Annotated in this window: 22 protein-coding genes and 1 pseudogene; 14 read left to right on the top strand and 9 right to left on the bottom strand. The window is 65.9% G+C overall.

The features are described 5' to 3' along the window. The 12 genes from U1E69_RS22030 to U1E69_RS21975 all read left to right on the top strand — a co-directional run. A partial coding sequence (locus U1E69_RS22030) for a nitrous oxide reductase family maturation protein NosD (protein ID WP_322246644.1) occupies positions 1-1,142 on the top strand: 1,142 nt, incomplete at its 5' end. Then, positions 1,108-2,004, top strand: a complete 897-nt coding sequence (locus U1E69_RS22025) for an ABC transporter ATP-binding protein (protein ID WP_322246643.1) — start codon at positions 1,108-1,110, stop codon at positions 2,002-2,004. The genes U1E69_RS22030 and U1E69_RS22025, both read left to right, overlap by 35 nt. Then, positions 2,001-2,822 carry an ABC transporter permease gene (locus U1E69_RS22020; RefSeq protein ID WP_322246642.1) on the top strand — a complete coding sequence of 274 codons (822 nt, stop codon included), beginning with the start codon at positions 2,001-2,003 and terminating at the stop codon, positions 2,820-2,822. Before U1E69_RS22025 ends, U1E69_RS22020 begins: the two co-directional genes overlap by 4 nt. Beyond that, entirely contained in the window at positions 2,819-3,376 is a 558-nt protein-coding gene (locus U1E69_RS22015; protein WP_322246641.1) for a nitrous oxide reductase accessory protein NosL, read from the top strand. Before U1E69_RS22020 ends, U1E69_RS22015 begins: the two co-directional genes overlap by 4 nt. Positions 3,377-3,380: 4 nt before the next feature. Then, positions 3,381-4,271 carry an FAD:protein FMN transferase gene (locus tag U1E69_RS22010; RefSeq protein ID WP_322246640.1) on the top strand — a complete coding sequence of 297 codons (891 nt, stop codon included), beginning with the start codon at positions 3,381-3,383 and terminating at the stop codon, positions 4,269-4,271. A 134-nt stretch (positions 4,272-4,405) separates the two neighbouring features. Next, the gene (locus tag U1E69_RS22005; RefSeq protein ID WP_322246639.1) at positions 4,406-6,007 is read left to right on the top strand and encodes an ABC transporter substrate-binding protein; all 1,602 of its coding nucleotides are present in this window, start codon (positions 4,406-4,408) and stop codon (positions 6,005-6,007) included. 42 nt (positions 6,008-6,049) lie between these two features. Next, positions 6,050-7,114, top strand: coding sequence for an ABC transporter permease (locus U1E69_RS22000; RefSeq protein WP_322246638.1), 1,065 nt, complete (start codon positions 6,050-6,052; stop codon positions 7,112-7,114). Between the two features lie 10 nt (positions 7,115-7,124). Further along, entirely contained in the window at positions 7,125-8,030 is a 906-nt protein-coding gene (gene nikC / locus U1E69_RS21995) for a nickel transporter permease (protein ID WP_322246637.1), read from the top strand. Further along, complete coding sequence (locus U1E69_RS21990) at positions 8,027-8,857, top strand: ABC transporter ATP-binding protein (RefSeq protein WP_322246636.1); 831 nt, start codon at positions 8,027-8,029, stop codon at positions 8,855-8,857. Before nikC ends, U1E69_RS21990 begins: the two co-directional genes overlap by 4 nt. Then, positions 8,854-9,636, top strand: coding sequence for an ABC transporter ATP-binding protein (locus U1E69_RS21985; protein ID WP_322246635.1), 783 nt, complete (start codon positions 8,854-8,856; stop codon positions 9,634-9,636). Before U1E69_RS21990 ends, U1E69_RS21985 begins: the two co-directional genes overlap by 4 nt. A 127-nt stretch (positions 9,637-9,763) precedes the next feature. Further along, positions 9,764-9,994 carry a hypothetical protein gene (locus U1E69_RS21980; protein ID WP_322246634.1) on the top strand — a complete coding sequence of 77 codons (231 nt, stop codon included), beginning with the start codon at positions 9,764-9,766 and terminating at the stop codon, positions 9,992-9,994. A gap of 58 nt (positions 9,995-10,052) precedes the next feature. Further along, positions 10,053-11,549 (top strand): winged helix-turn-helix domain-containing tetratricopeptide repeat protein, encoded by a 1,497-nt coding sequence (locus U1E69_RS21975; RefSeq protein ID WP_322246633.1) that lies wholly within the window; start codon positions 10,053-10,055, stop codon positions 11,547-11,549. A 126-nt stretch (positions 11,550-11,675) separates the two neighbouring features. Here the strand turns inward: U1E69_RS21975 and dctP are convergent, their stop codons facing one another. The 6 genes from dctP to U1E69_RS21945 are packed head-to-tail and all read right to left on the bottom strand — an operon-like array spanning position 11,676 to position 17,254. Beyond that, a complete protein-coding gene (dctP, locus tag U1E69_RS21970; RefSeq protein ID WP_322246632.1) occupies positions 11,676-12,737 on the bottom strand; it encodes a TRAP transporter substrate-binding protein DctP in 1,062 nt (353 codons plus the stop codon). 37 nt (positions 12,738-12,774) lie between these two features. Further along, positions 12,775-14,064, bottom strand: a complete 1,290-nt coding sequence (locus U1E69_RS21965) for a TRAP transporter large permease (RefSeq protein WP_322246631.1) — start codon at positions 14,062-14,064, stop codon at positions 12,775-12,777. Further along, positions 14,065-14,661, bottom strand: a complete 597-nt coding sequence (locus tag U1E69_RS21960) for a TRAP transporter small permease (protein ID WP_322246630.1) — start codon at positions 14,659-14,661, stop codon at positions 14,065-14,067. A gap of 36 nt (positions 14,662-14,697) precedes the next feature. Beyond that, entirely contained in the window at positions 14,698-15,210 is a 513-nt protein-coding gene (locus tag U1E69_RS21955; protein WP_416200320.1) for a flavin reductase, read from the bottom strand. After that, on the bottom strand, positions 15,207-16,097 hold the full coding sequence (locus tag U1E69_RS21950; protein WP_322246629.1) for an aldo/keto reductase: 891 nt from the start codon (positions 16,095-16,097) through the stop codon (positions 15,207-15,209). The genes U1E69_RS21955 and U1E69_RS21950 overlap by 4 nt, the downstream gene beginning before the upstream one ends. Further along, the gene (locus U1E69_RS21945) at positions 16,097-17,254 is read right to left on the bottom strand and encodes an LLM class flavin-dependent oxidoreductase (RefSeq protein WP_322246628.1); all 1,158 of its coding nucleotides are present in this window, start codon (positions 17,252-17,254) and stop codon (positions 16,097-16,099) included. Before U1E69_RS21945 ends, U1E69_RS21950 begins: the two co-directional genes overlap by 1 nt. 88 nt (positions 17,255-17,342) lie before the next feature. On the opposite strand from U1E69_RS21945, the gene U1E69_RS21940 reads away from it, so the two are divergent. Both U1E69_RS21940 and U1E69_RS21935 read left to right on the top strand, forming a co-directional pair. After that, positions 17,343-18,044 (top strand): GntR family transcriptional regulator, encoded by a 702-nt coding sequence (locus U1E69_RS21940; protein ID WP_322246627.1) that lies wholly within the window; start codon positions 17,343-17,345, stop codon positions 18,042-18,044. Positions 18,045-18,053: 9 nt separating this feature from the next. Continuing rightward, complete coding sequence (locus U1E69_RS21935) at positions 18,054-19,160, top strand: Gfo/Idh/MocA family oxidoreductase (protein WP_322246626.1); 1,107 nt, start codon at positions 18,054-18,056, stop codon at positions 19,158-19,160. 109 nt (positions 19,161-19,269) lie between these two features. Here the strand turns inward: U1E69_RS21935 and U1E69_RS21930 are convergent, their stop codons facing one another. The 3 genes and pseudogenes from U1E69_RS21930 to U1E69_RS21920 form a co-directional block, all read right to left on the bottom strand. Further along, complete coding sequence (locus tag U1E69_RS21930) at positions 19,270-20,037, bottom strand: amino acid ABC transporter ATP-binding protein (RefSeq protein WP_322246625.1); 768 nt, start codon at positions 20,035-20,037, stop codon at positions 19,270-19,272. Positions 20,038-20,046: 9 nt separating this feature from the next. Next, on the bottom strand, positions 20,047-21,486 hold the full coding sequence (locus tag U1E69_RS21925) for an amino acid ABC transporter permease (RefSeq protein WP_322246624.1): 1,440 nt from the start codon (positions 21,484-21,486) through the stop codon (positions 20,047-20,049). A gap of 1 nt (position 21,487) precedes the next feature. Continuing rightward, positions 21,488-21,619 (bottom strand): annotated as a pseudogene (locus tag U1E69_RS21920) (amino acid ABC transporter permease); the annotation flags it as partial.

Below are 21,619 nucleotides of genomic sequence, written 5' to 3'. Positions count from 1 at the left end.
GGGGCGACGGTCTGGCCACCGTGGAGGGCCAGGGCCGGGGCAGCGTGATCACCGTCACGGCGGCTGACGTGGTGCTGACCGGCCTGCACGTCACCGGGTCGGGCAGCGACAACCAGGCCATCGACTCGGGCATCAAGATCGCAAAGGGCGCCGACCGCGCCCGGATTCAGGGCAACCGGCTGACCGACAACATGCATGGCGTGGACGTGCACGGGGGCGTTGACACGCTGGTCACTGGCAACAGCATCGAAGGCCGCCAGAATCACCGGATGAACGAACGCGGCAACGGCATCTATATCTGGAACAGCCCCGGCACGGTGATCGAGGGCAACACGGTGCGCTGGGGCCGCGACGGGATCTTCTCCAACGCCTCGAAGAAGGGCACCTACCGCAACAACACCTTCCGCGACCTGCGCTTTGGCGTTCATTACATGTACACGCATGACAGCGAGGTGTCGGGCAACGTCAGCATCGGCAACCACCTGGGGTTCGCGATCATGTTCTCGGACCGCGTGGTGGTAAGGGACAACCTGTCGCTGGGCGACCGCGAACACGGGGTGATGCTGAACTTTGCCAACGGCGCCGATGTGGCCGGAAACCTGGTGCGCGGCGGCAGCAAGAAATGCCTTTTCATCTACAACGCCCACAAGAACCTTGTCTTCGGCAACCGCTTCGAGGGCTGCGGCATCGGCATCCACTTCACCGCCGGGTCGGAACGCAACCTGCTGACCGGCAACGCGTTCCTGGGCAACCAGGAGCAGGTGAAATACGTCGGCACCCGCTTCATGGAGTGGAGCTACGAGGGGCGCGGCAACTTCTGGTCCGACCACCCCGCCTTCGACCTGAACGGCGACGGCATCGCCGATGGCGTCTTTCGCCCCAATGACCTGATGGACCATATCCTGTGGTCGCAACCCGCCGCAGCACTTCTGACCGGCGCGCCCGCCGTGCAGCTGGTGCGCTGGTCGCAGTCGTCCTTTCCGGCAATCATGCCGGGCGGTGTGACCGACAGCCACCCGCTGATGACCCCCCTCACCATTCCTGTCCCCGACGACATCCTGGCGCTTGAAGCCGAAGTCGCGGGGCGTTGGACCGAAGGCCACTATGATGACACCGACCTTGACGATCTCGGATCTCACTAAACGCTTTGGCGAGGTGGCGGCCCTGACCGGGGTCAGCCTGTCCGTCGCCCCCGGGGAACGGGTCGCTTTGCTGGGCCACAACGGGGCGGGCAAGTCGACGCTGATGAAGATCATCCTCGGGCTCATTCCGATGACCAGCGGTCAGGTCTCGATCTGCGACGCCACGCCTGGGTCCTCCGCCGCGCGGTCTGCCGTGGCCTATCTGCCCGAGAACGCGGCCTTCCACCCCGCGCTGACCGGGCTGGAACAGATCCGCCACTACCTGCGCCTGCGGGGGGAAAGCCCGGCCCTGGCGATGGGTCTCTTGGAAAAGGTCGGGCTTGAGGCCGCCGCACGCCGCCGGATCGGCACCTATTCCAAGGGCATGCGCCAGCGCGTCGGTCTGGCGCAGGCCCTGATCGGCCACCCGCGCCTGCTGGTGCTGGACGAGCCGACCTCGGGCCTTGATCCCGTATCGCGGCGCGAATTCTATGCGCTTCTGGATGACCTTGCCGCCCACGGTGCCTCGATCCTGCTGTCGTCCCATGCGCTGACGGAAGTCGAGGCGCGGACCGACCGCATCGTGATCCTGTCCAGGGGACGGCTGGTGGCCGAGGGCACGCTTGGCGACCTGCGCCGCCGGGCTGACCTGCCGGTGATGCTGCATGTGACCGCCCGGAACGGATATGCGTCGGACATCGCCGCCCAACTGCCGGGGGCCATTCTGGTCGATGGCGCGCTGCATCTGACCTGTCCGCAATCGGCCAAGCTGCAGACGCTGGGCCGGATCGCGGGGCTGGGGGACAAGGTCGCCGACCTCGACGTCCTGCCCCCCAGCCTGGAAGACCTTTACGCCCATTTCAGCCGGGGGCCGCAGCCATGACCCGCATCCTGTCCACCGCCGCCACCGAATTCCGCATCGCGCTGCGCAACCGCTGGGTCGCCATCGCGCTGGCGCTGATGGCTGTCTTCTCGCTGGTGCTGTCGCTGGCTGGGTCCGCCCCGACCGGGGGCTTGGGCGTCGACCGCCTGTCGGTCATCGTGGCCTCGCTGACCTCGCTGTCGGTCTATCTCATCCCGCTTCTCGCCCTTCTGATGAGCTTTGACGCCATCGCCGGGGAATCGGAACGCGGGACGCTTCCCCTGCTGCTGGCCTATCCCATCGCGCGGGAAGAGGTGCTGATCGGCAAGCTGCTCGCCCACCTTGGCATCTTGGCCGTGGCGGTCCTTGTCGGACACAGCCTTGCCGCCGCCGTGGCGTTCTGGACCGACGAAAACGCCGTCGCCGGTCTGCCCGCGCTGATCCGCCTCAGCTGGTCGTCGATCCTGCTGGGCGCGACCTTCCTTGGCGCTGGCTATGCGCTGTCGTCGCTGTCCCGCCGTCCGTCGGGTGCGGCCGGGATGGCCATCGGCCTGTGGCTGGGCCTGGTGGTGCTGTACGACCTTGCCCTTCTGTCCGCCATCGTGGCCGACAACGGCGGCTGGTTCACCACCAAGGCCTTCCCCGTGGCCCTGCTCCTGAACCCCGCCGATGCCTTCCGGCTGTTCAACCTCTCAGCCTCGGGCGCGACTGCGGCTGCGGCCGGCATCGGCGGCGCTGCCGACGCCATTCCGCTGTGGCAATCGCTGGCGTCTGTCCTTCTTTGGCCGCTTGCCGCGCTGGCGCTGGCTGCGGCCGCCTTCCGAAAGGTCACCCCATGAAACGCGCGCTGCTTTTCGTCCTGTTGCTGGCGGCCTGCCAGGAAGAGGCCGCCCAGAACCTCGACCCCCTGCCGCTGACGCCCGAGACGGTGGGCCATTTCTGCCAGATGAACCTTCTGGAGCATGAGGGCCCCAAGGGTCAGGTGCATCTGGAGGGACTGCCCGCGATGCCGCTCTTCTTCAGCCAGGTCAGCGATCTGGTCGTCTACCTGCGCCTGCCCGAGCAAAGCGGCACGGTCCTGGCGATCTATGTCAGCGACATGGGGGCCGAGGGCGCGACCTGGGCCGAGCCCGGCATCGCCAACTGGATCGACGCCCGCACGGCCCATTACGTCGTCGGTGCCGCCATCACCGGCGGGATGGGCGCGCCGGAAGTGGTGCCCTTTGCCGACCCTGCCGAAGCGCAGGCCTTTGCCGCCGCGCGGGGTGGCATGGTGATGGCTCTGGACGAGATCCCCGACAGCGCCGTCACCGCGCCGATCTCTGCCGCTGCCGGAGGCGCGGATGATTATGCCCGCCGCCTGAAAGCGCTTTCCGACAAACCCGAGGGCTGAAGCCATGTTGACCCGCCGCCGTTTCATCGCAATTTCCGCCGCCCTTGCGCCCTCGATGGCGCTGGCCAAGTCTGACCTGCATGTCGAAACCGGCATTGCGCTGGGGGCCAAGGTCACCCTGCGCCTGCACCACCCCGACGGCGCCCGCCTGGCGGCCCTTGCGATGGCCGAGATCCGGCGGCTTGAGGGCATCTTCTCGATCTACTTGCCGGGTTCCGACCTGAGCCGCCTGAACCGGGACGGGACGCTGCGCGAGCCGCCCTTCGAACTTCTGGATTGCCTCAGCCTTGCCAGCGCAGTCCATTCGGCCAGCGAGGGGCGGTTTGACCCGACCATCCAGCCCCTTTGGGCGGCCGAAGCCCTGGCGACCGAACGCGGTCTCCCCCTGTCGGACCCGGAACGCGCCAAGGCCAAGGCCCGCACCGGCTGGGACGGTGTCAGCCTGTCAGCGGACGCCATAACTCTGCGCCCCGGCATGGCTTTGACGCTGAACGGCATCGCGCAGGGCTACATCGCCGACCGGGTCGCGGCGCTTCTGTCCAGCCACGGCCTGACCCGCGCGCTGATTGATACCGGAGAGCTGCGCGCCCTGCCGGAAGGCCGCTGGCCCGTCCAGCTTCCCGACCGCGAAATCCCGCTGGTGGGCCGCGCCCTTGCCACCTCGTCCCCACTGGGAATGACCTTTGGCGGCGATGGGCGCACCAGCCACATCATTGATCCTGCGCTGGGCCGCCCCACCCGACTGATCTGGCGTTCCATCTCGATCTCGGCCCGATCGGCGGCGCTGGCCGATGCGCTGTCGACCGCCGCGTGCTTGATGGATGTCAAGGACCGGATTGCTGCCCTGTGCGACCAGCTGCCCGGCGCGACACTGGAATCCGCCATCCCGCTTTGACCCACCGGCCCAGGCCCGCCCCGGCTAAACCCAACTCAGCGTTGAGAAACCGTTTGACACTTGCCGGGCAGTTGGGCCTCCTTGGGGGTGTGGCGGACTCAGCAAGATCCGCAAAAACAATCGGGAGTATGAAGATGCAGCTGAAGCATGGTTTTACCCGTGCTGCAACGCTGGCCGTGTTGCTTGCCGGAACCTCGGTGACCGCGCTGATGGCCGAAACACCGGCTGAGACGCTGGTGGTCGCCGATGCCATCGACGACATCGTGTCGATCGACCCGCACGAAGCGTTCGAGTTTTCGGGCGTCGACCTGAACAACAACGTCTACGACACCCTGGTCGAGCTTGACCCGGCCAAACCGGGCGAGTTGGTGCCGGGCCTTGCCGAAAGCTGGTCCGTGGCCGATGACGGCATGACCTACACCTTCAAGATCAAGTCGGGGATCACCTTCTCCTCCGGCAACCCGCTGACGGCGGAAGACGCGGCAGGATCGCTGCGCCGGGTGGTCAAGCTGAACAAGACCCCGGCCTTCATCCTGACCCAGTTCGGCCTTACCCCCGAAAACGTCGACCAGATGATCACCTTCGAGGGCGACACCGTCACCTTGAAGACCGACAAGGCCTATGCCCCGTCCTTCGTCTACAACTGCCTGACGGCGGGCGTGGCCAACATCGTCGACATGAAGACCGTCATGGCGAACGAGGTCGAGGGCGACATGGGCAATGCCTGGCTCAAGGCCAACAGCGCCGGAACCGGGGCCTATGTGCTGAAAAGCTTCAAGCCGAACGAGGGATATGTGCTTGAGGCGCGCCAAGGCCATTGGCGCGGTGATGCGGCGATCAAGAACGTCTTCATGCAGCACATTCCCGAAGGCGCGACCCAGCGTCTGCTGCTCGAAAAGGGCGACATCGACATCGCCCGCGAGATGACGCCGACCGACATCGCCGGGGTCACCGGCAATGCCGACCTCAAGGTGCAAAGCGACGTCGGCGGGCAGGTCTACTATCTTGCGCTGAACCAGAAGAAGGAAGAACTGGCGAACCCCAAGGTCCAGGAAGCGATGCGCTGGGCCATTGATTACACCGGCATGCAGGACAGCATCCTGTCGGGTCAGTGGGTCGTGCACCAGAACTTCCTGCCCAAGGGCTTCCTTGGCGCGCTGGACGAAAACCCCTACGGCCTGGATATCGAAAAGGCCAAGGCGCTGATGGCGGAATCCGGGCTGACGCTGCCCATCGAGATCGGCTTCACCGTCCGCAACAACCAGGAGCGGCTGGACATCGCCACCTCGATCCAGAACACCTTCGCCCAGGCCGGGATCAACCTGGTCATGGACGTGGGCGACGGCGCGCAGGGGCTGGAGAAGTATCGCGGGCGTCAGCATGACATCACGCTGCAGACCTGGGGGCCGGACTATCCCGACCCGCATACCAACGCCTCGACCTTCGCGCTGAACCCCGACAACAGCGACGAAGCCAAGGCGACGGGCTATCTGGCCTGGCGGACCGCATGGGACCCGGGTGCCGAACTGAACGCCGCCACGAACGCCGCGGTCGAAGAGAAGGACAGCGCCAAGCGCGCCGAGATGTATGCCGACATCCAGCGCAAGGTGCGGGACAACTCGGCCTTCATCCTGATGTTCCAGCAGGCCCGGCAGGACGCGATGCGCGCCAATGTGAACGGCTTCTACGCTGGCGGCGCGACCGACTCGGCCAGCTACTGGACCGTCACGAAGTAAGCGAAAGGGGCCGCCGCATTCACACGGCGGCCCCGTCCCGCAATGACCGCATCCCCCGTCCCCCAGCATGAGAGCCGCCTGCTGCGCATCCTGCAGCAGGTTGGTGTCGGCCTGTTCACGCTTGCGATCACGCTTCTTGGTCTGCTTCTGGTGACCTTCATCATCGGACGTGTCGTGCCGATCGACCCGGTCCTGTCCATCGTGGGCGAGCGGGCGACCGAAGCGCAGATCCAGGCGGTGCGCGACCGGCTGGGGCTGGACCTGCCGATGTGGCAGCAGTTCTGGATCTACGTCCGCGACGCGGTCCAGGGCGACCTTGGCACCTCGATCCGCACCGGGGAAAGCATCTCTTCGGAAATCGCGCGCTACTTCCCCGCCACGCTGGAGCTTGCGACGCTTGGCACCATTTTCGGGACCCTCGTCGGCGTGCCCGCGGGCGTGCTGGCCGCGACGCGTCCCGGCAGCATAGCCGACCAGATCGTCCGCGTCGTCGGCCTGATGGGCTATTCGATGCCGGTCTTCTGGCTGGGCCTGATCGGTCTTCTGGTCTTCTACGGCCAGCTTGACTGGGTCGCCGGTCCCGGTCGGCTGGACCCGACCTACGACATGATGATGGAGTTCACGCTCACCTCCTACACCGGGATGATCCTGATCGATTCGGCCCTGAACGGCGCCTGGGATGTCTTCGCCAACGCGATAAGCCACATCATCCTGCCCGCCGGTCTGCTGGGTTATGTCTCGATGGCCTACATCAGCCGGATGACCCGCAGCTTCATGATGAACGAGCTTGGGCAGGAATACATCACCACCGCCCGGGTCAAGGGCATGCCGGAGTGGCGGGTGGTCTGGGTCCATGCGATGAAGAACGTGATGGTGCCGCTGATCACCGTGATCGCCCTCAGTTACGCCTATCTTCTGGAAGGTTCGGTCCTGACCGAGACGATCTTCGCCTGGCCCGGACTTGGCAGCTATATCACCGATGCGCTCTTCGCCGCCGACATGCCCGCCGTGCTGGGGGGGACCGTGGTGGTGGGCGTGGTCTTCGTCACGCTCAACATGCTGTCGGACATCATCTACCGCCTTGTCGATCCAAGGGCCCGCACATGACGGAGCGGACATGACCACGCTTCGCGCCTGGCTGCAGGACCCCAGCCCGACTTCGCGCCGCCAGGCCCGGCTTGGGCAGATGTGGCTGGCCTGGCTGCGCATCCGCAGGAACCGGCTGGCGATGGCGGGGCTGATCATCGTGGCCATCCTGGTCTTCATGGCCATCTTCGCGCCCTGGATCGCCCCGCACGACCCCTTCGTCCAGAACCTGGGCAACCGGCTGCAGCCGCCCGGCACGCCGGGCCACTGGCTTGGAACCGATGATTTCGGCCGCGACATCCTAAGCCGCATCATCCACGGCGCGCGGATCACGCTGTACATCATCGCGCTGGTCATGGTGACGGCCCCGGTGCTGGGTCTGCTGATCGGCACTGTCGCGGGATATTTCGGCGGCTGGCTTGACGCCGTGCTCATGCGCCTGACCGACATCTTCCTGGCCTTTCCCCGCCTGATCCTTGCGCTGGCGCTGGTTGCCGTGCTGGGGCCGGGGATCGAGAATGCCGTCCTCGCCATCGCGCTGACCGCCTGGCCGCCCTATGCCCGCGTCGCACGGGCCGAGACGCTGACCATCCGCAACTCGGACTACATCGCCGCCGTCCGCCTGCAGGGTGCGTCGGCCCCGCGGATCATCCTGGGCCACGTCGTGCCGATGTGCCTGCCCTCGGTGATCATCCGGGTGACGCTGGACATGGCTGGCGTGATCCTGATTGCGGCGGGCCTGGGTTTCCTTGGCCTTGGCGTCCAGCCCCCGCTGCCCGAGTGGGGCCTGATGATCTCGTCAGGCCGCAAGTTCCTGTTCGAACAATGGTGGGTTGCCACCATGCCGGGCCTGGCGATCTTCATCGTCTCCCTTGGCTTCAACCTTCTGGGCGACGGCCTCCGCGACGTCCTTGACCCCAAGAGCGCCCCGAAATGACCCTGCTTGACGTCCAGAACCTGCGCGTGACCTTCGACACCGAAACCGGCCCGGTCGAAGCGGTGCGCGGCGTCTCGTTCTCGCTTGGCCGCGAGCGTCTGGGGATCGTCGGCGAAAGCGGCTCGGGCAAGACGATGACCGGCCGCGCCGTGCTGCGCCTGATCCGTCCCCCCGGGCGCATCCAGGCCGACCGGATGGTCTTTGACGGGCAGGACCTGATGGGCGCCAGCGAACGCGAAATGCGTGCCCTGCGCGGCAAGCGCATCGGTATGGTCATGCAGGACCCGAAGTACAGCCTGAACCCGGTGATGACCGTGGGCGACCAGCTGACCGAGGGGCTCCGCCGTCGCGACGGGCTGGGCCGGAAGGATGCCGAAGCAAAGGCGATGGCCGCGCTGGAGGCGGTCCAGATCCGTGACCCCGGCCGCGTGATGGAAGCCTATCCGCACGAACTGTCAGGCGGCATGGGCCAGCGGGTGATGATCGCGATGATGCTGATCCCCGAACCTGACCTCCTGATCGCCGACGAGCCGACCAGCGCGCTTGATGTCACAGTGCAGGCCGAGGTGCTTTCAATCCTCGACAACCTGGTCCGCGACCGCGGCATGGGGCTGATCTTCATCAGCCACGACTTGCGCCTTGTCGCCCGTTTCTGCGACCGCGTTCTGGTGATGTACAAGGGCAAGGTGGTCGAAGAACTGCTGGCCGCAAACCTGCTTCAGGCGCAGCACCCCTATACCCGCGGGCTTCTGAACTGCCTGCCACGCATCGGCGGCGCACGCGGTCCGCTGCCGACGCTGGACCGGACGGGGGCCTGGGCGGAATGACTCTGGTCGAGACCGAGAACCTCTCCGTCACCTTCCGCGCCCAGGGCCGCGAGGTGCGAGCAGTCCAGGATGTCAGCCTGACGGTGGCCGAAGGCGAAAGCTTCGGGCTGGTCGGCGAAAGCGGATCGGGCAAATCGACGATCCTGCGGGCGATCTGCGGCATGGCGCCCGTGTCGGCCGGGACCATCCGGATCGGCGGCAAGCCGCTGCCGACCCCCCGCGGCCCCGGGTTTGCGACCCGGGTGCAGATGGTGTTCCAGGACCCCTACGCCAGCCTGCACCCACGCCACACCATCGACCGCACCTTGTCCGAACCCCTGGCCATCCACGGGATCGGTGGCGCAGACGACCGCGTCATCCGCGCCTTGCAGGACGTGGGTCTGCCGACCTCGTTCCGGTTCCGCTATCCGCACCAGCTTTCTGGCGGTCAGCGCCAGCGCGTCGCCATCGCGCGGGCCCTGATGCTGGAGCCACGCATCCTGCTGCTGGACGAACCCACCAGTGCGCTGGATGCAAGCGTCCAGGCCGAGGTGCTGAACCTTCTGAACCGCCTGCGGGCCGAACGCGGCCTGACCTTCCTGATGGTCAGCCACGACCTTGCCGTCGTCGACTACATGACGGACCGCGTTCTGGTGATGAAGGATGGCCGCGCCGTCGAGGCCTTGTCCCGCGAGGACCTGGCCCAGTCGCGGATGAAGACCGACTATGTCCGCAACCTTCTGGCCGCGTCAGCGGACCGGATGCTGGAACAACCCGCGACCGGCATGGCACCGGCATAAGCACCTCGGTCTCGGCAGACCGGACTGCCCTCCAACTGCGCGGATTTCGGAAAGACTTCGGCGGTCTTTCAGGACTCCGGCCGGGTCCTGACCAACACTGGTGACATCTCCCGGATGGAGCTGTCCCATGTCACTTCATGATCCTGTCATCCTCGCCCAGGACTTCGCCGCCGCCATGTGCGGCCCCCAGACCGACGATCTGCCGCCGTTGGGCGATCTGCGCCACCGGCTGCTTGAGGCGGGCAGTCTGGATTGCTGCGCCGAAGGCGATTTCCTGGCCCTGATGCCCTCGGTCCATGCGCCTGCACCACCGTGGAGCGATGACCGGACATGGCTGCGGCGCATCCTTGGCTTCTGAACGCTTGACAGGTCGGATCATCAGGTCTTCGCTGATGACACCCTGACAGGGGTAGGCCATGAGGATCGCAGACCACGATCTTGATCTGCAACGCGGCACGCTTGTCCATGACGGCGTGCCCGTGCATCTGCGGGCCAAGACCTTTGCCCTGCTGTCCTACTTCGCCCGAAATGTCGGGCGCGTCATCGGCAAGGACGAGCTTTTGGCCGCGATCTGGCCCGATGTGATCGTGACCGAAGACTCGCTGACGCAGGCCATCGGCGATCTGCGCCGCGTGCTTGGCAACGCCGTGATCCGCACGGTTCCCCGGCGCGGCTACATGCTCGACGCGGCACGGCCCATGCCCATGCAGGACGGCCCGCCCACCGTGGTCGTGCTGCCGTTCCTCACCCTGTCGGACCGGCCGGACGATCGCGCCCTGGCCGATGCCGTCGTCGAGGAAATCTGCCAGTGTCTGGGGCGCTATGGTCTGGTCCGGGTCATCGCACGACACTCGGCCTTCCAGTGCCGCCCCGAGGACATCCCCCCGCAAGAGGCCGCGCGCAAGCTGGGTGCGGACTGGTTCGTCGAGGGCCCGGCACGGCGCGTTCCGGACGGCCTGCGCCTGTCGCCCGCCCTGTGCGAAACCGCGTCGGGTCGGCAGATCTGGACGGAAACCTTCCTTGTCGGTGACGATGGCCCGACCGAGGTGCTGTCGGCCCTGCCCCACCGCATCGTCACGCGCCTCAGCCTTGACGAACAGAAGCGCGCCGCACTCCTCCCGGCCTCGCCCAGCGCCGATCTGGGGGCCTGGCGGCATTTCGTGGCCGGCGTCGCCGCGCTGCGCCGCTATGGACCCGGTGTGAACGAAGCGGCCTGCGACCACTTCCACGCCACCGTCGCGCGGGACCCTGGCTTTGCCCTGGGACATGCCTACCTCGGGCTCGCAATTCTGACGGTCGGCCGGTATGACGCCTCGCCTCCCGACGTGCTTGACCGGGGACTTTCCCACGCGCTGCACGGGGTCGAGCTTGCGCCCGACGAGGCGCGCTGTCACGCCATCCTTGCCCTGGCCCGCCTGTGGCGGCGCGAGTTCGACGCGGCCGAATACTCGGCGCGCAAAGCGGTGGAAACCAACCCGTCCGATCCGGACCCGCTTGCCATACTGGGATATGTGCTGACCCTGCGCGGCAAACCGCACGAGGGCATCGCCTGTCTGAACGCCGCGATCCGGCTCAACCCCCTGCACCCGGCCTGGTATCACGGCGACCTGGCAATCGCGCACCACGTCGCAGGCAATCATGCCGAGGCCATCGCCTGCATCCAGCGCCTGCCCGCCCTGGACGCCTGGAAAGAGACGCGCCTGGCCGCCTGCCATGCGGCAATGGGCGACGCGACAGCCGCGGCCCGCCACCTGGACCGTGCCGAGGCTTTGTCGCCTGGCTGGGACGCGCAAGCGATGGTCGACAGCTGGGCCGAACTGGAGCATGACGCCGACCACAGCTACCTGCAGCGCGAAGTTCGCCTCGCGCTGCAGGTACGGCGGAATTTGACACCCGATGGCAGGAAAAACTGACATCCGCGGTCCCTTGGCCGTCCTGCAAAAGCCGGGGCAACAGGACCTGCGCAAAGGGACCCCTGCCCGCATCATCCGCGGCAAATGGGGCTGCAGGCAGTTGGACCCTGCCTGCAGCAAAGGCGCTTAGTTCATCTCGCCCGCGCGGTCGGCAGCGACCGCCGCCTCGGCCGTCGCGACGGCTGCGGTGAAGGCGTCCAGCACTTCCGGGCCGCCCTTCACGTTGGCCTTGAACCACTCGAACACCGGGTCGACGGCGGTCTTGAAGGCGGCTTTCTCCTCGGCGGTGGGCACGTAGATCTCACCCCCGGCAGCGCGGAAATCGGCATAGGCCTGGATTTCCTTGCGCTTGGGGCTGGCGAAGGTCGCCTGCTGCAGGGCGGCAAACCCATCCACGACAATCTGCTGCTGTTCCGGCGTCAGCGACTTGAAGCGGTCGTTGCCCATCCACCAGAACGCCCCCATGTAGCTGTGGCCGTCCAAAGTCATGTATTTGATCCCCGCATCGGTGAATTTCATCGACATGATGTCGGTGATCCCGTTCGCCGTGCCTTCCACGACCCCGGTCTGCAACGAGGTGAACAGCTCTGGCCACGGGATCGGCGTCGGCGAAGCGCCAAGCGTGGTCGCCAGCGTCTGCGGCAGATCGGCGGGCACAGTCCGCATCTTCAGGCCCGCCAGGTCAGCGGGTGCGGCGATGCGCTTCTTGGTGTTGGCATAGTTCCGCCAGCCGCCGGTGTTGCCGATGGTCATCAGGCGGATCTTGTCGCCGCTGTCGGCCAAGGCCATCGTCCGCAGCTTGGCGGTAAAGTCGGTGCCGGTCAGCACTTCCTCGGCCACGCGGTCGTCCGACATCAGATAAGGCAGGTCGAGAACCTGGATATAGGGGAACAGGCCCGCCGCCCCGCCGCTGGTCGAGATATAGATGTCGATCGTGCCGTCGGCCACGCCCGCCAGGCATTCATCACCCTTGGCGCACAGCTGGGTGCCCATGAAGATCTCGACGCCGATCGCGCCGTTCGAGGCGTTCTCGACATAGTTCTTGAAGACGACGAGACCGTCGTAATCCTCGTCCTGCTCGTTCGAGTTGGCGGTGGCGCGCAGCATGATGTCCTGCGCAAAGGCCGCCCCGGCGGTGCCCGCCAGAAGCGCGGCCAGCGCCAGGGATTTCAGGGATGATGTCAGCATGGTTCCTCCGGTTGGTTTCTTGTTGGCGTTGAACGGGTCAGTCCACGAACCCCATAAGGCGGGGCAGGGTCAGGGAGATGGCCGGGACATAGGTGATCAGCAGGATCACCAGGAATTCGACGGCCAGGAACGGCAGAACGGCGCGGGCGATGGTTTCCACCCTAAGGCCCGACACGGCCGAGGTGGCGAACAGCACCAGTCCCATCGGCGGGGTCAGCAGGCCCACGGTCAGGTTCACCACCATGACGATGGCAAAGTGCACGGGGTCCACGCCCATCGAGGCGAAGATCGGCCCCAGGATCGGCCCCAGGATGATGATCGCGGGACCCGCGTCCAGGAACATGCCGACGACGAACAGAAGGAGGTTCACCAGCAGCAGCAGCAAAAGCGGGTTTTCCGTGATGCTGAGCAGGGTCGAGGCCAGAAGCTCTGGCGTATGCGCCAGCGCCGCGACGGTCTTAAAGGCCATCGCAGCACCAACCAGCAGCATGACGACCGAACTGGTGATGCCCGCGCGGGTCAGCACACCCGGAATGTCGCGCCAGGTCAGCGTCTTCAGGATGAAGATCGAGATGATGAAGCTGTAGCCCACGGCCACGGCTGCCGCCTCGGTCGGGGTGAAGACGCCCGACAGGATGCCTCCCATCAGCAGGACTGGGGTCATCAGGGGCCAGAAGGCGGCAGCACCGGCGCGGGCCGCATCGGTCCAGGTGGCACGTGGCAGAGCCTCGGGCAGCTTGTAGCGGTCAGCCATCAGCTTGATCGTGATCATCAGGGCGATGCCGATCAGGACACCCGGCACGATGCCGGCCAGAAACAGCGCGGCAACGCTTTCGCCCATGACATAGGCGTAGATGATCATGATGCCCGACGGCGGGATGATCGGCCCGATGATCGCGCTGGCGGCGGTGATCGCGGCGGCGAAGGGCTTGGGATAACCCTTCTTCTCCATCTGCGGGATGATGATCGACCCCAAAGCCGAGACATCGGCGACCGCCGACCCCGAAATCCCCGCGAAGAGCATGGAGTCGACGACGTTCACCTGCGCCAGCCCGCCCCGGAAGTGCCCGACCATCGCCTGCGCGAAGCCGACGATCCGGGCGCTGATGCCGCCGCGGTTCATCAACTCTCCGGCCAGCATGAAGAACGGGATCGCCATCAGCGGGAACGAGTTCATCCCCTCATAGACGTTGCGGTAAAGAAGGACGATGTCGCGTTCCTGCCCGTTCAGCCACAATAGGATCGCGGGCGCGGCCAGCAGGCCGAAGACCACCGGCAGGCCCAGCATCAGGAAGACCAGGAACAGGGGCAGGAAGAAGGACAGCATCTATTCCGCCCCCGATCCCAAGGTGATCGTCCCGGCAATCTCGCGCAGCGTCTCGGGGCCCCAGATCAGGGCGTAAAGGTTCCGCAGCGCCAGTTCCACGGCGACCAGCAAGAGAAGCGCCACCCCGACCAGCAGCGACGCCATCATCCAGGACTTCGGCACCTTCATCCAGGTCGCCAGATCCAGGCTGACCGGAACGCGCAGGGAATCCGTCTCGAACCGGCCGCCAAGGCCCGTCACCTCGGACCAGCCGATGCCAAGGGCGATCCAGAGAACCAGGATCGTCACGCCCATCAGGAAGACGGACAACCCGGTCGCCACCAGACGCGGCAGAAGCCGGATCACCATGTCGATGGCGACAAATCCCCCGCGCCGGAAGGCAGTCGGGGCCATCAGCGCCGTGGACCACATCATCAGGAAGCGTGAGGCTTCCTCGGGCCAGGGCAGCGCATTGTTCACGACATAGCGGAAGAAGACCTGCGCCAGGATCACCACGACCATCAGGCCAAGGCAGACAGCCCCGAACCAGCGGCCAAGCGCCAGAAGCGCGCCGTTGATCAGGCCCAGGCCGTTGCAGATGGCCAGAAGTGCGGTCACGTCTCCCTCCCTTCGCCCCCTCTCCCCGGGGGTGTTTCAGCCGGCAAAGCCTCCGAACCTGCCTTTCGCGAAGACCAGCGGCTCGCCCTCCTCCAGGGCCAGCCGCAGGACCTGTCCCACGATGATCAGATGATCGCCGCCGTCATGCGTCGCGTGCTGGGCGCAGTCAAAGCGGGCCAGCGCGCCGGGCAAGGCCGGCACACCCTCGGCGTTCGGCTGCCAGTCCAGGCCCTCGAACCCCAGGCCGCCGCGGGAAAACCGGGCGGGCAAGTCCGCCTGTTCCTGCCCCAGCACGTGGATGGCATAGTGCCTTGCGGCGGCAAAGAACGGATAGCGTTGCGAGGCCTTGGCGGGGGACCACAGCACAAGGGGCGGGTCCAGAGACAGGCTGGCGAAACTGTTGGCGGTAAAGCCCATCGGCCCCTCTGGCCCCTGGATCGTGACCAGCGTCACCCCGGTGGCAAAGCGGCCCAGTGCATCGCGGAAGAGCCGCGCGTTGGCTGCGTCCGGCACGATCCCTGTCATCTGAAGCCCGCCATCCGCCATCATGCCACCTCGTGCCCCTGGGCAAGGGTCAGAAGCTCGAACCAGGTCTGGCGATCCATCGGCACGCGCAGCGCGTCCGAGATCGTGGCAATCCGCGTCAGCGTGTTGGTGCCCAGAACCGGAATGATCTTCGCCGGATGATGCAAGAGCCAGGCCACGGCAACGGCGGTCCAGTCGGTGCCTGCCGCCTTGCCGATCTGATCCAGCCGGGCGCTGAGACCGTCGTTCGCCTCGGCGCGCAGGTGGCCACCGGCCAGAGGGCTCCAGGCCATCGGGGCGATGGCGCGTTCCTGCAGGAAAGCCAGATCGCCGTTGGTGAAGGGGGCACGGCAGTTCAGCGACAGTTCGATCTGGTTGGTGACGAGGGGCTGCGTCATGGCCGATTGCAACAGCGAGACATCCCAGGGCCGGAAGTTCGACACGCCCACGGCCCGCACCTTCCCACTGGCGACAAGGGCATCCAGTGTGCGGCCCGTCTCGTGGTGGTCCATCAAGGGGTCAGGCCGGTGGATCAAGAGCAGGTCGATCCGGTCCGTCGCCATCTCGCGCAAGCTGGCCTCGACCGACGCCGTGATATGCGCCGCCGAAGTGTCGTAGTATTTCACCCGCGCTGCCGAGTGGCGACCCACAGGGGCGACGATGTCGCATTTGGTGACAATCTCGATCCGGTCCCGCAGTCCCGGCGCAGCCTTCAGCGCCGCACCCAGCAGCGTCTCGGCGGTATAGCCACCATAGATGTCGGCCTGGTCCATCGTGGTGATGCCTTGTGCAAGGCAGGCCTCGACCTTGGCTTGCACATGGGCCGGCGAGCTATCCGGGTCGTCGCCCAGCCGCCACATGCCGTAGACGAGGCGGGACATCGTGATCTGACCCAGGGTGACACGTTCCATCAGCGGCGCACTCCAAGCCCGAGGGGGGTTGCGGGGGTCGTGGCCGGAACCCGGCCATAAGCGTGGGGCAGCGAGCAGGTCTTCAGCTGGGGCAGGACCTTGGTACCGAAATGGTCGCACTCGTCCAGATGCGGATAGCCCGAGAAGATGAAGGCCCGGATGCCCATCTTCCGGTATTCCTCAAGCTTGGACATAACCTGATCGACCGATCCGACAAGCGCCGCGCCGCAGCCCGACCGCGCCCGGCCGATCCCGGTCCAGAGATGGGGTTCGATATAGCCGAACTGGTCGGCCAGTTCCCGCGCGCGGGCCTGGTGCGCCACGCCAAGACTGATCGAGTCATGTGCCCGGTCGCGGATCAGTTTGCCGTATTCGTCATCCAGCTTGGACACGATGTAGTCGGCATAGTCCCGCGCCTCGGCCTCGGTGTCGCGGACGATCATGTGGACCCGCAACCCGTAGTCCAGCGTCCGGCCATGCGCGGCGGCGCGGGCGTGGACGTCCTGCATCCGCTTGGCGAGCATGTCCATCGGCTCGGGCCACATCAGGTAGACGTCGCACTGCGCCCCACACAGCTCCAGCGCGTCGGGGGAATAGCCGCCGAAATACAGCAAGGGGCCACCGTTCTGCTGGTAGGGCCGCGCGGGATCGGTCGTGATCTTGGCGATCTGGTAGACCTCGCCCGAATATTCGATGTGGTCCTGTGTCCAGGCCTGACGCAGGATCTCCACCACCTCATGACTGCGCTTGTAGCGATAGGCGCTGTCCGCAACCTCGCCCGGAAAGTCCGACGAGATGACGTTCAGCGTCAACCGCCCCTGCAGCATGTGATCCAGCGTGGCAACGGTGCGGGCCAGCATCACCGGCTGCATCTCGCCGCAGCGGATGGCCGCCAGGAAATTGATCCGGTCCGTGATCGGCGCGCAGCCCGCGACGAAGGACAGTGTGTCCTGCCCGACTTGATATGAGGACGGGCACAGGATGTTGCGAAACCCGTGCCCCTCGGCCCGTTTCACGATGTCGGAACAATGCGCCCAGCTGGACCGCAGGTCGCCATCCGGCACGCCCAGGAACTGGTAATCGTCTGAACACAGGGCCGCGAACCAGCTGACTTCGCAGGCGTCCAGGTCGGGCGACGTGATCGGGACCACCGACATGATTCTCTTGTCTCCGGCTGCGGCTTTCCTCTTGCGTAGCACTCGCTTTGATGTAGATCAATCATGTATCAATTCTGGATGCGACCTTATGGCCCACCCCGGTTCGCTGCCGCTGTATCAACAGATCGCCGAGCTTCTGATCCGCGACATCGCCGCCGGCCGCCTGATCGACGGCGAACGCCTGCCGCCCGAGCGTGACATGGCTGCGAACATGGGAATTGCGGTCGGCACCCTGCGGCAGGCGCTGAAGTCGCTGACCGAAAAGGGCCTCCTGGACCGGGTCCAGGGGTCCGGCAACTACATCCGGGCCAAGGCCGATGCGGCCTCGGTCTATGCGCTGTTCCGGCTGGAACGGGTGCAGGGTGGCGGCCTGCCCACGGCGCGGGTCCTTTCGGTGGACCGCTGCAAGAAGACCCCTGCCCTGCCGCCCTTTGGCGCGCATCCCGAAGGCCACCGCATCCGTCGCCTGCGCTTTCTGTCGGGCCAGGTCGCGGCGGTCGAGGAAATCTGGCTGGACGGCGCCGAGGCGGACCGCATCGCGCCGGGCGACCTGCTGGAATCGCTCTACCTCTACTACCGCCAGCGTCTTGGCATCTGGATCGCGCGCGCCGAGGACAGCATCGGCCAGGGCCCCCTGCCCGACTGGGCGCCGCCCGAGTTTCCGCACCGCCCGGGCACCCCCTTGCCACTGATCACCCGTATCAGCTGGGCGCAGGATGGCCGGTCGGTCGAAGCCTCGCTCACCTGGTATGACCCTGAAACCGTGCGCTATGTGGCGCGCCTGAAATAGGAAGACGACATGCTGCGCTACGGGATCATCGGCTGCGGAATGATGGGGCAGGAGCATCTGCGCAACATCGCCTTGCTGGACCAGGCCAGCGTGGCCGCGATCTTCGAACCCGATCCGGACATGCGCACGGCGGCGTCCGCCCTTGTGCCCGACGCGCGGATGGTGGGCTCGGTGGCCGAGGTCCTTTCGGTCCCCGAGGTCAACTGCCTGCTGATCGCCAGCCCGAATTACCTTCACCTTGCCCAGCTGGAGGAAATCGCCCGCATCCGGCCGCTGCCCGTCCTGTGCGAGAAGCCCCTGTTCACCGACCCGTCGGACGCCCCCCGCCTGGCCGCCCTCCGCGCCGCCTACCCTGCCCCGATCTGGGTGGCGATGGAGTACCGCTACATGCCCCCCGTCGCGCATCTTTTGCGGGAAGCCCAGGCGGCAACGGGCGGCGTCAGGATGCTGACGATCCGCGAGCACCGATTTCCCTTCCTGCGAAAGGTCGGCGACTGGAACCGCTTCAACCGCAACTCCGGCGGCACCCTGGTCGAGAAATGCTGCCATTTCTTCGATCTGATGCGCCTTGTCGCGGGCTGCAACCCGGTCCGCGTGATGGCCAGCGGCGGCCAGGCGGTGAACCACCTGGACGAAGTCTATGACGGGCAGCGGTCCGACATCTGGGACCACGCCTATGTGATCGTCGACTTCGAATCCGGTCTGCGGGCCATGCTGGAGCTGTGCATGTTCGCCGAAGGCAGCCGCTATCAAGAGGAAATCTCGGCCGTGGGTCCGCTGGGCAAGATCGAATGCCTGGTCCCGGGTCCGGGCCGCTTCTGGCCGGCACACCTTGGCGCGGCCCCGGTGCCGAAGGTCATCGTCAGCCCCCGCCATCCCGCCGGGCCGATGGAACTGGAGATCCCGGTTGATCCGAAGCTGCTTGCGGCCGGGGACCACAACGGCTCGACCTTCTTCCAGCATCAGGGCTTTCAGCGGGCAGCGATGGGCACCCAAGGTCCAGAGGTATCGCTAGAGGATGGCTGGTGGGCCGTCGCAATGGGACTGGCAGCTCAGGAAAGCGCACGGACGGGCGAAGCTGTCAGCCTAGGCCGCGCCAGCTACACACCGGGCTGACCATGCGCCGCCGCTGGCCTGGCAACGACGCTGCCAGGCTGTGAGGGGGGCAAATCCATCGGCGTCCTGACGACCCAGGACGCCGACCATCGGCAGGGCGTGCGCCGGATCAGTGGCCCAGGATCTGGCTGAGGAACAGCTTGGTCCGGTCGCTTTTCGGGTTCGAGAAGAACTCTTTCGGCTCGTTCTGTTCGACGATCTGGCCCTGGTCCATGAAGATCACCCGGTTCGCAACGGCCTGGGCAAAGCCCATTTCGTGCGTCACGCAGATCATCGTCATGCCTTCCTCGGCAAGCTGGATCATCGTGTCCAGCACTTCCTTGATCATCTCGGGGTCAAGCGCCGAGGTCGGCTCGTCGAACAGCATGATCCGCGGCTTCATGCACAAGGACCGCGCGATGGCGACGCGCTGCTGCTGACCGCCCGACAGCTGACCGGGGTACTTGTTCGCCTGCTCGGGGATCTTGACCTTCTGCAGGAAGTACATCGCGGTCTCTTCCGCTTCCCGCTTCGGCACCTTGCGGACCCAGATCGGCGCCAGCGTCAGGTTCTCCAGGATCGTCAGGTGCGGGAACAGGTTGAAGTGCTGGAACACCATCCCCACCTCGGACCGGACCTTGTCGATGTTCTTCAGATCGTTGGTCAGTTCCGTCCCGTCGACGATGATCTGGCCCTGCTGGTGTTCCTCCAGCCGGTTGATGCAGCGGATCAGCGTCGACTTGCCCGACCCCGACGGACCGCAGATCACGATCCGCTCGCCCCGCTGCACGGTCATGTTGATGTCCCGCAGGACGTGGAACTGACCGTACCACTTGTTCATGCTGGTGATCTGGATCGCGACTTCGTCCGAGATCTGCATCTTTGCTGCGTCTGCCATGATGTGCCCTTAACGGTGATCGGTCTTCAGCTTCTGTTCCAGGTACATCGAGTACCGCGACATGCCGAAGCAGATGAGAAAGAAGATTGCGCCGACAAAGATGTAGGGCTCCCAGTAGATGCCCTTCCAGTTGATGTCGGCGCGCAGGATCGTGGTCACGCCGCGCAACGGGTCCATCAGACCGACGAAGCTGACCAGCGTCGTGTCCTTGAACAGCCCGATGAAGGTCGAGACGATCGCCGGGATCGAAACCTTCAGCGCCTGCGGCAGGATGATCAGGCGCTGCGCCCGCCAGTAGTCAAGGCCCAGCGCGTCGGCGGCCTCGTACTGACCGCGCGGCAGGGCGGCAAGGCCCCCCCGGATCACCTCGGCCAGGTAGGCCGCGGCGAAGAAGGTGACCAGGATGATCACGCGCAGGATGATGTCGAAGTTCGTCCCCGGCGGCAGGAAGTACTGCAGCAGAAGCGAGGCCGTGAACAGCAGCGTGATCAGCGGCACCCCGCGCACGAACTCGATGAAGCCCACGGACAGTGTCTTGACGATCAGCATGTCCGACTGCCGGCCCAGCGCCAAAAGGATGCCGATGGGCAGCGAGAAGCTGATGCCGGTGACGCCAATCACGGTGGCCAGAAGAAAGCCGCCGAACTGGTCCGAATTGATCGCCAGGATCTCCAGCGGCAGCATCGCATGGACGGCGTTGACCAGCGGCACGTCCAGATACAGCCACCACAGCGCCGCCGCGACGATGCCGGCCCCGGCCGCCGGTGCAAGCCCGATCAGGGGAGAGGCCAGGCGGAACACCGCATAAAGGACCGCAAAGCCTGCCATCGCCACGATGGGCGACCAGATCGACCCACCCCAAAGCAGCCAGAAGCACAGTGCCGGATAGATCAGCGTGAACCACAAGAGCTTGCCGGGAAGGACCTGCGCCAGCGCGATCAGCCCCGCAACCAGAGCCATCGCCAGCACAAAGGCCGACGCGGGCGCCTGCGACAGATACAGCGTAAGCAGCAGGAAGGCCGCCACAGCGCCCAGAAGAAGGCTCAGGTTGCGCTTTTGTCCGGAATAAAGCACGGGGGCCAGGGCCGCGAACAACAGCCCGAAGGCCAGGATCGGACGCCACCATTCGGCCGGCGGGTAGAAGCCGAACAGGAAGGCCCCCCACCACACCCGGATCGAGGCCCAGCACGCCCCGGTCGCGCCTTCGCCGGCGCGCGCCTGTACGATCTCGCGACACTGCGACAGGCTTTCGGCGTTCCAGACGGAATTCAGCCACCAGGGCAGCGACGATGCGATGATCCAGTAGACAAACAGCGCGCCCAGGACGGTCAGCACAATGTTGAGGGGTGTCGAGAACAGGTTCTCGCGCATCCATTTGACCGCGCCGCGTTCGGTGATCGGCGGCGGCAGCGGCGGAAGCATCTCGGTTCTGTTGAAACCCTGGTCCATGTCAGCGCGCCTTCAGCTGGACGGAATTGTTGTACATGTTCATCACCGCCGAGATCATCAGACTTATGGACAGATAGATCAGCATCATCAGAAGCATACATTCCAGCTCGCGCCCGGTCTGGTTCAGCGTGAT

This window comes from Tabrizicola sp. (genome assembly GCF_034366665.1).
Taxonomy (GTDB): domain Bacteria; phylum Pseudomonadota; class Alphaproteobacteria; order Rhodobacterales; family Rhodobacteraceae; genus Tabrizicola.
Note: the sequence above shows the minus strand (reverse complement) of the source record. Positions and strands in the feature narration are given on the sequence as shown.